The sequence below is a fragment of the Nocardiopsis sp. iso_238 genome, from assembly GCF_056173325.1.
The window spans coordinates 5453533-5467882 of record NZ_CM149668.1 but is presented as its reverse complement, the minus strand read 5'-3'; the positions used below and the strand labels follow the sequence as shown (position 1 = coordinate 5467882).

The following is a 14350-nucleotide window of genomic DNA, read 5'->3' as shown; positions in this document are numbered from 1 at the left end:
GTCAGACGGACATTTCCGGCAAACGGTTCCCAAGAGGGCGGGAGTCAGTTCCGGACGGGCTCGCTGACCTCGTCGCCGTTGGGTACGTGGAAGCTCGTCCCGCCCCGCTCGGAGAACTCCAGCCACAGCGACGAGACGGGGCCGGCGGACTCCATCCGGACCGGGAATCCCTCGGCGTCCACCCAGACGGACACGTCCAGGTGTCCCGAGACGTCCTCGCCGAGCAGAGGCGCGAGAGCGGCCCGCTCCTCGGATCCGGTGCCGTCCGCCAACGCGGGCAGGACCCCGTGGAGGGGGAGTGTCCCGGTGTCCCCGACGTCCTCGGCCGGGCCGGACTCGGCGCCCTCCATCCCGGACAGCAGCTCGACCAACCCGCCCAGGGAGCCGAGGTCGAACACCTCGGCGGGGGACGGCGAGGGGAGCAGGGCGTCGCCCCGGACCCACTCGGTGGGGGCGCCCAGCAGGTCCTGGGAGTCGTGCAGCACGGCCTGGCCACCCTCCGGGAGGACCACCACCAGTTCGGGGCCCTCGGGTGTCCTCAGCGTGGCCCGCACGGCGGCGGGGGAGTCCGTCACCTCGTAGGTGAGCAGCGTCCCGGCGCCCTCCTCGGACCGAGGCCCGAAGCCCAGGTCGAGCGTGTAGTTGTCGGTCCGCGCGGTGGCGTCGGCCAGGGCGTCGAGCAGCGCCCCGGTGTCGGCCTCCTCGTACCAGGGCGGGTCGGCGGAGGGGAAGAGCGCGCACCCGGACAGGGAGAGGGACAGGGCACAGGCCAGGACCAGGGCGGAACGGGGGGATTCCACGGGGGAGGGGACTCCTTCGGAGCGGGGGGCTCGGGTCCCCCATCGTGTCATCCCGGCCCTCCGGGGAGGGTGGGAGCGCGGCACGTGTCCGTCATCACCCGATCCGTATCCGGCCGGATGCCCGAGCACTCCGATCCGCAGCTAGTATTGGTACTTGCCGAAGACCGCTGGTCGTCACCCGCTCGGGTGACCCAAGGACCCATTGATGGGCGCCCGCGCAGGTGTCACCAGAGCTTTCCCGTTCCGGGACGTGCCAGCCACGTACTGAGAACGCGGTCGTGCCCCGTGCGCCTCGCGCTCGGGGCTTTTTCTCGTGCTGACGCCGATCATGGAGCCCTTGGGAGTCAACCAGCGTTCACTGTTGGAAGGAGTCCCATGGCGAGGCCGGACAAGGCAGCCGCGGTCGCCGAACTCACGGAGGAACTCCGTGCGTCGAACGGCGCCGTGCTGACCGAATACCGGGGGCTCACTGTCGCGCAGATCACTGAACTGCGCCGCAGCCTCGGTCAGACAGCGCGTTTTCGCATCGTCAAGAACACGCTGACCAAGATCGCGGTCAAGGAGGCCGGCGTCGACGAGCAGATCACCGATCTGCTCGAGGGCCCGTCCGCCATCGCCTTCGTCCACGGGGACGTCGTCGAGGCCGCGAAGGGTCTGCGTGACTTCGCGAAGACGAACACGCCTCTGGTGATCAAGGGCGGCATCATCGACGGCAAGTCGATGAGCGCCGAGGACGTCACCAAGCTGGCCGATCTGGAGTCCCGAGAGGTTCTCCTCTCGAAGCTGGCCGGTGCGCTCAAGGCCAAGCAGGGCCAGGCCGCCGCCGTCTTCCAGGCGCTTCCCTCCAAGACTGTGCGTCTCGCGCAGGCCCTGGCGGACAAGCGTTCCGAGGAAGCCGCTTAAACCCCATGAACCACGGCGGGTGCTCACGGCGCCCGGCCACTGGCTCGCACGATGCGCCATTGGGCGCGCGTGTCGTTAGAGAAAGAGAGATCGCATCATGGCGAAGCTCAGCAACGAGGACCTGCTTACCGCGTTCGAGGGCATGACCCTCCTCGAGCTCTCCGACTTCGTGAAGCTGTTCGAGGAGAAGTTCGACGTCACCGCCGCCGCCCCGGCCGCCGTCGTCGCCGCCGGCCCCGCCGGTGCCGCCCCGGCCGCCGAGGAGGAGAAGGACGAGTTCGACGTCGTCCTCGAGAGCGCTGGCGACAAGAAGATCCAGGTCATCAAGGAGGTCCGCGGCCTCACGAGCCTGGGTCTCAAGGAGGCCAAGGACCTCGTCGACAACGCCCCGAAGGCTCTGCTCGAGGGCGTCAACAAGGAGGCCGCCGAGAAGGCCAAGGCCGCCCTTGAGGGCGCTGGCGCCACCGTCACCCTCAAGTAGTCCTCCGCGGGCGCCAGTCGCCCGCTGGTCTGCGTGAAGCGGCCGTTCCTCCCTCAGGGGAGGGGCGGCCGCTTTCTCGTGCCCGGGGCGGCTTCGGGGTTCACCGGGATTCGGTCGCCGGGAACCGGGAGGTTCCGGACCGGGTCCGGAGGCCGAAGGTCCCCCGCCGACGGCGGACCGACGTCCCGTATGTCGTGAACGACGCCGTGTCTGAACCGTCGTGAGCTGGGTGATGTGCGAAGCTGGGGCGGTTCGCGGGCGGGAACGCCGAGTTCCCGTGTGCGAACTGTCCCCGGGACGCGATAATGTCCCGTCCCGGGAATCCTGACGGGCTCCGGAGAGAGTGTTTACCCGCCTGGGGCGGGGGAATCCTTCCGGGTGTCCGTTGGCTCACATCCCCCGTGGGGCCAGGGCAGGCGCGCTGTTTCACCCTGATGGTCCAGGGCCTTCCCCCGGGGATGTGCGCGGTGGCGGTACCGCCGTCGGCCGGGTACGACCCGGGACCACCGGTCCCTCGCGAGGGTGCCGGTGCAGGCATGCCGGGCTTGACGGATCGCCCTCCAGGGGTGATCCTGCCGGTGTCGTGAGTGGTGCTGTGGACCGTGAGTGGACAGCGGTGTGGTGTTCGGCTACACTGCTCTTTTGCGCTGCCCTTTGGTGATCCCTGTGTCGGTGTACGGCTTCCGCCATCCCATTTTTCTGGATTCCGGAAGGCCCGTCACCCGCTCGATGTGACCGTCTCAACCGCGTTGCGGCGGTCCCTCTCGTGACGGATCGTCTGGCGTGCGCGCTTCAACCGCCACAAGCCTTCGGAAGGACCCCTGTTGGCAGCCTCGCGCAACGCCTCCGCTAACGCCCTTGGTCCGCACCGCGTTTCTTTCGCCCGTATCCAGGAACCCCTCGAGGTTCCGAACCTTCTGGCCCTGCAGACCGAGTCGTTCGACTGGCTGCTGGGCAACGACACGTGGAAGACCCGGGTCGAGACGGCCCGCAACGCCGGCCGCAAGGACGTTCCGGAGCAGTCCGGTCTCGAAGAGATCTTCGAGGAGATCAGCCCGATCGAGGACTTCTCGGGCACGATGTCCCTTTCGTTCCGTGATCATCGGTTCGAGCCGCCCAAGTACTCCGAGGAGGAGTGCAAGGACAAGGACATGACGTACTCCGCCCCGATGTTCGTCACGGCGGAGTTCATCAACAACGACACCGGTGAGATCAAGAGCCAGACGGTGTTCATGGGCGACTTCCCGCTCATGACCGTCAAGGGCACCTTCATCATCAACGGCACCGAGCGCGTCGTCGTGTCCCAGCTCGTCCGCTCCCCGGGTGTGTACTTCGACAAGTCCGTCGACAAGACCTCGGACAAGGACCTCTTCGGCTGCAAGGTCATCCCGTCCCGCGGTGCATGGCTGGAGTTCGAGGTCGACAAGCGCGACTTCGTCGGCGTCCGCATCGACCGCAAGCGCAAGCAGGGCGTCACCGTCCTGCTCAAGGCGCTGGGCTGGACCACCGACCAGATCCTGGAGCGGTTCGGCCAGTACGAGTCGATCCGCAACACCCTGGAGAAGGACCCGACCGCCGGTACCGACGACGCGCTGCTGGACATCTACCGCAAGCTGCGTCCGGGAGAGCCGCCCACGAAGGAGTCGGCCCAGGCGCTGCTGGAGAACCTGTACTTCAACCCCAAGCGCTACGACCTCGCCAAGGTCGGCCGGTACAAGATCAACAAGAAGCTCGGCCTCGACACCGACTTCACGCAGGGCACCCTCACCGAAGAGGACATCGTCGCGACCATCGACTACCTCGTGCGCCTGCACGCCGGTGAGGTCGAGAAGGAGACCGTCCTCGGTCTTCGCCCGGTCGAGACCGACGACATCGACCACTTCGGCAACCGCCGTCTGCGCACCGTCGGCGAGCTCATCCAGAACCAGGTCCGCCTGGGCCTGGCCCGCATGGAGCGCGTCGTCCGCGAGCGGATGACCACCCAGGACGTCGAGGCGATCACGCCGCAGACCCTGATCAACATCCGTCCCGTCGTGGCCTCCATCAAGGAGTTCTTCGGCACCTCGCAGCTGTCCCAGTTCATGGACCAGACCAACCCCCTCGCGGGTCTGACCCACAAGCGCCGCCTCTCGGCGCTGGGTCCGGGCGGTCTGTCCCGTGAGCGCGCGGGCTTCGAGGTCCGGGACGTCCACCCGTCCCACTACGGCCGCATGTGCCCGATCGAGACCCCTGAGGGCCCGAACATCGGTCTGATCGGCTCGCTCGCCGCCTACGGCCGGGTGAACTCCTTCGGTTTCGTGGAGACCCCGTACCGGAAGATCATCGACGGCAAGGTCTCCGACCAGGTCGACTACCTGACCGCTGACGAAGAGGACCTCTACGTCATCGCGCAGGCGAACACCCCGATGAACGCGGACGGCAGCTTCGCCGAGGCCGGCGTGCTCGTCCGTCGTAAGGGCGGGGAGTTCGAGCAGGTCAGCACCGACGAGGTCGACTACATGGACGTGTCGCCGCGCCAGATGGTGTCGGTCGCCACCGCCATGATCCCGTTCCTGGAGCACGACGACGCCAACCGCGCGCTCATGGGTTCCAACATGCAGCGCCAGGCCGTGCCGCTGCTGCGCGCCGAGTCGCCCTTCGTCGGCACCGGCATGGAGTACCGCGCCGCCACCGACGCCGGTGAGGTCATCCTCGCGGAGAAGGCCGGTGTGGTCGAGGACGTCACCGCCGACTACGTCACCGTGATGGCCGACGACGGCACGCGCAAGACGTACCGCATGGGCAAGTTCCAGCGCTCCAACCAGGGCACCTGCTTCAACCAGCGCCCCATCGTGTACGAGGGCCAGCGCATCGAGGTCAAGCAGGTCCTCGCGGACGGTCCGTCCACGGACCAGGGCGAGATGTCGCTGGGCAAGAACCTCCTCGTGGCGTACATGTCCTGGGAGGGCCACAACTACGAGGACGCGATCATCCTCAGCCAGCGTCTGGTGCAGGACGACGTCCTCTCCTCGATCCACATCGAGGAGCACGAGGTCGACGCCCGTGACACCAAGCTCGGCCCGGAGGAGATCACCCGCGAGATCCCCAACGTCAGCGAGGAGGTCCTGGCCGACCTCGACGACCGGGGCATCATCCGCATCGGCGCCGAGGTCGTCGACGGCGACATCCTCGTCGGCAAGGTCACGCCCAAGGGTGAGACCGAGCTGACCCCGGAGGAGCGCCTGCTGCGCGCCATCTTCGGTGAGAAGGCCCGCGAGGTCCGCGACACCTCCCTGAAGGTGCCGCACGGCGAGACCGGCAAGGTCATCGGCGTCCGCGTGTTCAGCCGCGACGAGGGCGACGAGCTCGCCCCCGGCGTCAACGAGATGGTCCGCGTCTACGTGGCCCAGAAGCGCAAGATCACCGACGGTGACAAGCTCGCCGGCCGTCACGGCAACAAGGGCGTCATCTCGAAGATCCTGCCCCAGGAGGACATGCCCTTCCTGGAGGACGGCACGCCCGTCGACATCATCCTCAACCCGCTGGGCGTCCCCGGCCGAATGAACGTCGGTCAGGTACTGGAGGTCCACCTGGGCTGGCTGGCCAAGAACGGCTGGTTGGTCGAGGGGGTCGAGGAGGAGTGGCAGAAGTCGCTGCACGCGATCGGAGCGGCCGAGGTCTCCCCGAACTCGCGCGTGGCCACGCCGGTCTTCGACGGCCTGCACGGTGACGAGCTCAGCGGCCTCATCCAGTCGGTCCGCCCGAACAAGGACGGCAACCGCCTCATCAACGAGGACGGCAAGGCCCGCCTGTTCGACGGCCGCACCGGTGAGCCCTTCGCCGAGCCGATCTCCGTCGGCTACAAGTACATCCTGAAGCTCCACCACCTCGTGGACGACAAGATCCACGCCCGCTCCACCGGCCCGTACTCCATGATCACGCAGCAGCCGCTGGGTGGTAAGGCGCAGTTCGGCGGTCAGCGGTTCGGTGAGATGGAGGTCTGGGCGCTGGAGGCCTACGGTGCCGCCTACGCGCTCCAGGAGCTGCTCACCATCAAGTCCGACGACGTGGTGGGCCGCGTCAAGGTCTACGAGGCCATCGTCAAGGGCGAGAACATCCCTGAGCCGGGCATCCCTGAGTCCTTCAAGGTGCTCATCAAGGAGATGCAGTCGCTCTGTCTGAACGTGGAGGTGCTGTCCAGTGACGGTATGTCCATCGAGATGCGGGACAGTGACGAGGACGTCTTCCGCGCCGCGGAAGAACTGGGAATCGACCTGGGCAGGCGAGAGCCGAGCAGTGTCGAAGAGGTCTAACTTCCGCGGAATTCGAGAGCAGGGGACGAATTAAGTGCTCGACGTCAACTTCTTCGACGAGCTGCGGATTGGCCTCGCCACCGCCGACGACATTCGCCAGTGGTCACACGGCGAGGTCAAGAAGCCCGAAACCATCAACTACCGGACCCTCAAGCCCGAGAAGGACGGACTCTTCTGCGAGAAGATCTTCGGTCCGACCCGGGACTGGGAGTGCTACTGCGGCAAGTACAAGCGCGTCCGCTTCAAGGGCATCATCTGTGAGCGCTGCGGCGTCGAGGTGACCCGTGCCAAGGTGCGCCGTGAGCGGATGGGCCACATCGAGCTGGCCGCTCCCGTCACGCACATCTGGTACTTCAAGGGCGTGCCCTCCCGCCTGGGCTACCTGCTGGACCTGGCGCCGAAGGATCTCGAGAAGATCATCTACTTCGCCGCCTACATGGTCACGTGGGTGGACACCGAGGCCCGCGAGCGCGACCTGCAGTCGCTGGAAGCGCGGATCTCGGTCGAGAAGCAGCACCTGGAGCAGCGCCGCGACTCGACCATCGAGGAGCGCCACCGCAAGCTGGAGGCCGACCTGGCCGAGCTTGAGGAGCAGGGTGCCAAGGGCGACGCGCGCCGCAAGGTGCGCGAGGGCGCCGAGCGTGAGATGCGCCAGCTGCGCGACCGCGCCCAGCGCGAGATCGACCGCCTCGACGAGGTGTGGAGCCGTTTCAAGAACCTCAAGGTCCAGGACCTCGAGGGCGACGAGATGCTCTACCGCGAGATGCGCGACCGCTTCGGGAAGTACTTCCGCGGCGGCATGGGCGCCCAGGCCATCCAGGACCGCCTGTCCAACTTCGAGCTGGACGAGGAGGCGGAGAAGCTCCGGGAGACCATCCGCACGGGCAAGGGCCAGAAGAAGGCCCGCGCCCTGAAGCGGCTCAAGGTCGTCTCGGCGTTCCTCAACACCACCAACAGCCCCATGGGCATGGTGCTGGACTGCATCCCGGTCATCCCGCCGGACCTGCGTCCGATGGTGCAGCTGGACGGTGGCCGCTTCGCGACCTCCGACCTCAACGACCTGTACCGCCGCGTCATCAACCGGAACAACCGCCTCAAGCGGCTGCTGGACCTGGGCGCGCCCGAGATCATCGTCAACAACGAGAAGCGGATGCTCCAGGAGGCCGTCGACGCGCTGTTCGACAACGGCCGCCGCGGTCGCCCGGTCACCGGTCCCGGTAACCGTCCGCTCAAGTCGCTGTCCGACATGCTCAAGGGCAAGCAGGGCCGTTTCCGTCAGAACCTGCTCGGCAAGCGCGTCGACTACTCCGGCCGTTCGGTCATCGTCGTCGGCCCGCAGCTGAAGCTGCACCAGTGCGGTCTGCCCAAGCAGATGGCCCTGGAGCTCTTCAAGCCGTTCGTGATGAAGCGCCTGGTCGACCTGAACCACGCGCAGAACATCAAGAGCGCCAAGCGCATGGTGGAGCGGTCCCGCCCCGTGGTGTGGGACGTCCTCGAAGAGGTCATCACCGAGCACCCGGTGCTGCTGAACCGTGCTCCGACGCTGCACCGCCTGGGCATCCAGGCCTTCGAGCCGCAGCTGGTCGAGGGCAAGGCCATCCAGATCCACCCGCTCGTCTGCACCGCGTTCAACGCGGACTTCGACGGTGACCAGATGGCCGTGCACCTGCCGCTGTCCGCCGAGGCCCAGGCCGAGGCGCGGCTGCTGATGCTCGCCACCAACAACATCCTCAAGCCGTCCGACGGCAAGCCCGTGACCATGCCCACCCAGGACATGATCATCGGCCTGTACTACCTGACGACGGAGCGCGCGGGTGCCGCGGGCGAGGGCCGTGCCTTCCGCTCGCCGGCCGAGGCCATCATGGCCTACGACCTGGGCGACCTGGACCTCCAGGCCAAGATCCGGCTGCGTATCGCCGACGGCGCTCCCGCGCCCAAGGACTGGACGCCGCCGGAGGGCTGGGAGCAGGGCGACGTCTACGTCCTGGAGACCACGCTGGGCCGGTACCTCTTCAACGAGGCCACCCCGGTGGACTACCCGTACGTCAACTTCCAGGTGGGCAAGAAGCAGGTCTCGGTCCTGGTCAACGACCTGGCCGAGAACTACCCCAAGGTCCAGGTCGCCACGACCCTGGACGCCCTGAAGGACGCCGGTTACCGCTGGGCCACCCGGTCCGGTCTGACCATCGGCATCGAGGACGTCGTCGCGCCTCCGCGCAAGGCCGAGATCCTCGGCGGCTACGACCGCAAGGCCGACAAGATCCAGCGGGAGTACGACCGCGGTCTGATCACCGACGACGAGCGCCGTCAGGAGCTCACCGAGGTGTGGACCCAGGCCACGGCCGAGGTCGCGAAGGACATGGAGGACAACTTCCCCATCGACAACCCGGTGTGGATGATGGTCCAGTCCGGTGCGCGCGGTAACCCGATGCAGGTGCGTCAGATCGCCGGTATCCGTGGTCTGGTCTCCAACACCAAGGGTGAGACCATCCCGCGTCCGATCAAGTCCTCCTACCGTGAGGGCCTGTCCGTGCTGGAGTACTTCATCTCCACGCACGGTCAGCGCAAGGGTCTGGCCGACACCGCCCTGCGTACCGCCGACTCGGGTTACCTGACCCGTCGTCTGGTGGACGTCGCGCAGGACGTCATCGTCCGCGAGATCGACTGCGGTACGGACCGTTCGCTCTGGCACGAGATCGGTGAGAAGAACGCCGCCGGTGTCGTCGTGCGCAAGCACAACGTCGAGAACACCGGTTTCGGTCGGACCATCGCCGAGGACACGCTGGACCCCGAGGGCAAGCTCGTCCTCCCGGCGCTGTCCGACACCTCCGAGCAGAACATCGACAAGCTGGTCGCCGCCGGGGTCACCCGCGTGCGCATCCGCTCGTCGCTGACCTGTGAGGCGAAGATCGGTGTCTGCACCACCTGCTACGGCCGCTCCATGGCGACCGGCAAGCCGGTGGACGTCGGTGAGGCGATCGGTATCATCGCGGCCCAGTCCATCGGTGAGCCCGGTACCCAGCTGACCATGCGTACCTTCCACATGGGTGGTTCGGCCGGTCAGGACATCACCCACGGTCTGCCCCGTGTCCAGGAGCTCTTCGAGGCCCGCATCCCCAAGGGTGTGGCCCCGATCTCCGAGATGGAGGGCCGGATCAGGGTCGACGACACCGAGAAGAGCCGCAAGATCGTCGTCATTCCGGACGACGGCACGGACGAGATCGCCTACCCGGTCCCGATGCGTGCGCAGCTCCTGGTGAGCGACGGCGACCACGTCAAGGTTGGCCAGCAGCTCATCCAGGGTGCGATCAACCCGCACGAGGTTCTTCGCATCCAGGGCCCCCGCGCGGTGCAGCAGCACCTCGTGTCGGAGGTCCAGGAGGTGTACAAGTCGCAGGGTGTGTCCATCCACGACAAGCACATCGAGATCATCGTCCGCCAGATGCTCAAGCGGGTGAACATCCTGGAGTCCGGTGACACCGAGCTCCTGCCCGGTGAGATGGTCGAGCGGCCGAAGTTCGAGCGGATCAACCGACGCGTCGTGTCCGAGGGCGGCCAGCCGGCCGCCGGACGTCCGGTGCTGCTGGGTATCACCAAGGCCTCGCTGGCCACGGAGTCCTGGCTGTCGGCGGCCTCCTTCCAGGAGACCACCCGCGTGCTGACCGAGAACGCGATCCACGGTAAGAGTGACCCGCTGCTGGGCCTCAAGGAGAACGTCATCATCGGTAAGCTCATCCCGGCCGGTACCGGTATTCCGCAGTACCGCAACATCCGGGTTGAGCCGACCGAGGAGGCCAAGGCCTCGATGTACTCGGTCTCCGGTTACGAGGAGCCCAGTGAGTACACCTTCGGGCAGGGTTCGGGCGAGGCCGTCCCCCTGGAGGAGTACGACTTCGGTCCGTACAACCGGTAAGTCCAACCTGAACGTTGGTTGAGCTGACGGCGGTGGTCAGCCACCCCCATCACCGGGGGTGGCCCCGCCGCCGTTTCGTCGTTGTCGGTTCGTACACTGCGGTGCGGACGGGGAGAGGGCGCTACGGCGCTGTCGGGAGAGCAGGCAAGTGACTGATAACGGGGGCGGGGCGCCGGGCAACCGTGCGTCCGATGCGGACGGGGACTCCTGGTTCAAACCCAGCGAGAACCGCTACCGCTCACAGTCGGAGTACCAGGACCCCCTGGAGGAGGACGCGGCGGCGAACCCCGGGGAGGACGGCGCCGTCTTCCCTGACAGCGGCGGCTACGCGGGGCTGAGCGCCTCGCGTCCGGCGATGGTGGAGCCCTACCCGGACGCCCTGGGCGGACCGCCCTCGGCGCCGGGCATCTCGTACCCGGGCGCGGGCACGTCGGCCTACGAGCCCGTGACGCGTTTCCCGGGGGAGGACCCGCTGGCCCAGCGGGAGCCCGAGGCTCCGGCGACCGGCGGCTACCCGGGCATCGCGGCCAGCGCCGAGGTCCCGCTGCCTCCGGAGGAGCCCGCGCGCGAGGCGGGCGAGCCCGCCTCCCAGGGCCCCTACCGGGACTCGTGGGCCGGGAGAGGCCAGGACTCCGGTTCCGACCGGGACCCGCTGACGCCCCAGACACCGGCTTCCGCCGGGTGGGGATCCGAGGGTTCCTCGGACTCCGCTCCGTGGTCCCCACAGGGCGCTTCCGATCAGGACCCTTACTCCCGACCCGGCCAGGAGCCCGGCTCCGCCCTGGGCGGTCCGCTGGACTCCGGGACGCCGCACGTGTCGGCTTCCGGCGCCGGGGACCCCTGGGGTTCCGAGGATTCCTCGGACTCTGCTCCGTGGTCCCCTCAGGGCGGCCCTGGTTCCTCCGACTCCGGTCGTGAGCCCTGGGATCCCGAGATCCCCGGGCACCCTCGTGTGCCCGGTGGTACGCGGGACTCCTGGTCCTCGGATGACCCCGCCTTCACGGCGGACCCGCGCACCTCGCAGGACTCGTTCTCTGCTTCGGGCCGTGAGGCGTGGGACCCCGAGGCTCCGGCGTCCGGTTCCGCCCTGGGTGGTTCGCCGGACTCCGGGACGCCGCACACGTCTGCCTCCGGCGCGGACCCGTTCTCCGGTCCCGGCCGTGAGCCCTGGGACCCGGAGGCCCCGGTTCCCGGCGCGGTCCCGGGCGGCCCGGATTCAGGTCCGGGTCGGGACTCGTGGGGTTCCGAGGGTTCCTCCGACTCTGCTCCGTGGTCCCCGCAGGGCGGCCCCGGCTCCTCCGACTCCGGTCGCGAGCCGTGGGACCCCGCGGGCCCGGTTTCCGGTTCCGCCCCGGGTGGTTCTTCGGACTCCGGTACCGACCGGGACCCGTGGTCCCCGGAGGGTGCGGACCCGTGGTCGCCACGCGCGACGGCCTCCGGTGCGGACCCGTTCCCTGGTTCCGGCCCGGAGTCGTGGGACCCGGAGGACTCCGGGCGCTCTCGTGTGCCTGGTGGTACGCGGGACTCCTGGTCTTCGGACGCCCCCGCCCACACGTCGGACCCGCGTAGCTCGCAGGACCCGCTCTCTGGCTCCGGTCGTGAGGCGTGGGACCCCGAGGCCCCGCTCTCCGGTTCCGCCCTCGGTGGTTCCCCGGACTCCGGGACGCCGTACGGGTCGGCCTCCGGCCCGGACCCGTTCTCTGCTTCGAGCCGTGAGCCGTGGGACCCGGAGGCTCCGGTGACAGGATCCGTCCTGGGCGGTTCGCCGGATTCGGGCCGGGACTCGTGGTCCCCGGAGGGGGCGGACTCCCGGATCCCGTATGCCCCGAGAGACTCCGACACGGAGTGGTCCGCACAGGGGGCTGGTGCTTCCGGTGACTCCTGGAGTTCGCGGGACTCCGCTGTCGCGGACTCGTTCTCCGGCTCCGGCAGTGAGCCGTGGGACCCGGAGTCCCCGGCGTCCGGTTCGAGTGGTTCGCCGGACTCCCGGGGGCCGCACGCCTCCGGCACCGCTGACTCGTGGGGCTCGGAGAGTTCCTCCGACCCCGCTCCGTGGTCCCCGCTGAGCTCGGACTCCTCCACTTCCGATTCCGGTGCGGACCCGTTCCCTGGTTCCGTTGGTCAGCCCTGGAACCCGGAGGCCCCGGCGTCCGGATCGGCCCTGGGGGGTTCCCCGGACTCGTGGTCGCCGCACGCGTCGGCTTCCGGTGCCGACGGTGACGCGTGGGCTTCGCGGGAATCCGCCTCCGGGTCGGAACCGTTCTCCGGCCCCGGAAGTGAGCCGTGGTCCCCGGAGGGATCGGACCCGCTGGGCTCCGCCCCCGCTTCCGGGTGGGGCCACCGGTCCTCGGACGACTCCGGCCTCGCGTCGGACGCGCGTCGTGAGCCGTGGGGCTCCGACGGTCCGGGCGAAGACCCGTTGATGCCGCAGGCGTCGGGACCGGGTCAGGAACCGTGGGGTACACGGGACTCGGCCCTCGACCGGGACCCGCGTCAGGGCTCCGCGTCGGACGCACGTGACCCGTTGGACCCCGAGACTCCGTGGTCCGCGTCGGGTCCCGGCGAGGAACTCTGGAAGTCCGACCGGGAACAGTCGGGCGAGTGGAGCGGCACCGGCGGACTGGACAGCTGGAGCCCGAGCGAGGACACCGGGGACACGTGGAAGGGCTCGGGCACCACCGAGCCGTGGGCGGAGCAGACCGAACGCCCGTGGTCCGACCACCACACCCCCTCGTACGGCGGCGACCGGTACGACGACGAACTCTCCCCGCGTCCTGCGGAGGAGCGCGGCGACCGGTACGACGACGAGCTCTCTCCCGCCCCCGAACAGGGTGGGAGCGGCAACACCTGGGCCTTCGACCGCAACGACCCGCGTCTGCCCGACGTCGTCCGCGACGCCGAGCGGCGCCGCAGGGAGTCGCCCCAGGAGCCCGCGTACGCGGACTGGGGGAGTGAGGACGCACCGGCGGAGCCGGACACCGGCACGCTGTCCGCCGCCGTCCCGGGTTCGGACGACCCCCTGGCCGCCATCGCGGACATGCAGTCGCGGGCCAGGTCCAAGGATCCCCTGGACGACGAGGACGACCGGCCCTGGGACGACGCCGAGGACCAGCGGTGGGACGAGGCGCCCGCGGAGGGCGACGACTCCTGGCGCGGTGGCGAGGGTGCCACCCAGATGTTCACGGCGCCCTCCTTCGACTCCGAGCCCGACACCGGTCGGCGGGAGGAGTACGAGGACGAGCGTGACGACCGGCCGGAGACGGGCTACGAGGACGAGAGTGACGACCGGGCGGAGTCGGACTACGAGGACGACTTCACCCCGGCCGACTACGGGATGCCGGAGCGGCCCAAGCAGGCGAAGCGCCGTCGCGACAAGATCGCGGAGGACTTCCCCGGCTTCGACGAGGCCCGGGACGACGGGGACTACCCCGGCTACGACAGCATCGACTTCCTGGCGGACACCGAACCCGGGGCGAACGTCACCATGTGGCTCGGTATCGCCTCGTTGGTTCCGGTCGTCGGTGTGATCACCGCGATCCTGGCGTTGTTCGTCACCGGACCCAAGGCGAAGAGGGCGATCCGCGAGTCGCGGGGGACCCTCGACGGACTGGGCCTGATCACCACGGGCACGGTCTTCGCGGTCATCGGCGTCCTGGTGACCGTGATCTCCCTCGTGATGTGGTTCGTTCTGTAGATTCCCGGCCGTTCCCGGGGGACAATGGGTCCTCCGGGAACGGCCGTTCTCTTTGACGGCCCTTCGTTGGGAAAACCCGGGGCGAAGCGCGCCGGGGAGCACGTAGACTGGTGGAGACCCACGGCTACGCGAGATCCGGTTCCGCTTGTCTCGCCATGTCGCACACCGTTTTGACCGCCTGTTCGGTTAGCGGTAGCCTGTGTGATTGTGCCCGTGAGTCGACGGGTCACACGTGCGTGTGCGGCGCCCCAGTTCTCCACAGGATGG

The 14350-nt window shown here is 68.6% G+C and carries 6 protein-coding genes; 5 read left to right on the top strand and 1 reads right to left on the bottom strand.

Annotated features, from left to right (window positions below; genetic code table 11):
- Positions 1-44: 44 nt before the first annotated feature.
- On the bottom strand, positions 45-800 hold the full coding sequence (locus AC0VYL_RS24595; protein ID WP_475481609.1) for a hypothetical protein: 756 nt from the start codon (positions 798-800) through the stop codon (positions 45-47).
- Positions 801-1175: 375 nt separating this feature from the next.
- On the opposite strand from AC0VYL_RS24595, the gene rplJ reads away from it, so the two are divergent.
- The 5 genes from rplJ (at position 1176) to AC0VYL_RS24570 (ending at position 14083) form a co-directional block, all read left to right on the top strand.
- Positions 1176-1703: a 50S ribosomal protein L10 gene (gene rplJ, locus AC0VYL_RS24590; RefSeq protein ID WP_475456353.1), complete on the top strand. Its 528-nt coding sequence runs from the start codon at positions 1176-1178 to the stop codon at positions 1701-1703.
- 97 nt (positions 1704-1800) lie between these two features.
- Positions 1801-2184 (top strand): 50S ribosomal protein L7/L12, encoded by a 384-nt coding sequence (gene rplL, locus AC0VYL_RS24585; protein WP_475456351.1) that lies wholly within the window; start codon positions 1801-1803, stop codon positions 2182-2184.
- Positions 2185-3008: 824 nt separating this feature from the next.
- On the top strand, positions 3009-6476 hold the full coding sequence (gene rpoB, locus AC0VYL_RS24580) for a DNA-directed RNA polymerase subunit beta (RefSeq protein ID WP_475456349.1): 3468 nt from the start codon (positions 3009-3011) through the stop codon (positions 6474-6476).
- Between the two features lie 34 nt (positions 6477-6510).
- Positions 6511-10389 carry a DNA-directed RNA polymerase subunit beta' gene (locus tag AC0VYL_RS24575; RefSeq protein WP_475481608.1) on the top strand — a complete coding sequence of 1293 codons (3879 nt, stop codon included), beginning with the start codon at positions 6511-6513 and terminating at the stop codon, positions 10387-10389.
- 2524 nt (positions 10390-12913) lie between these two features.
- Positions 12914-14083 (top strand): hypothetical protein, encoded by a 1170-nt coding sequence (locus AC0VYL_RS24570; protein ID WP_475481607.1) that lies wholly within the window; start codon positions 12914-12916, stop codon positions 14081-14083.
- Positions 14084-14350 lie beyond the last annotated feature (267 nt).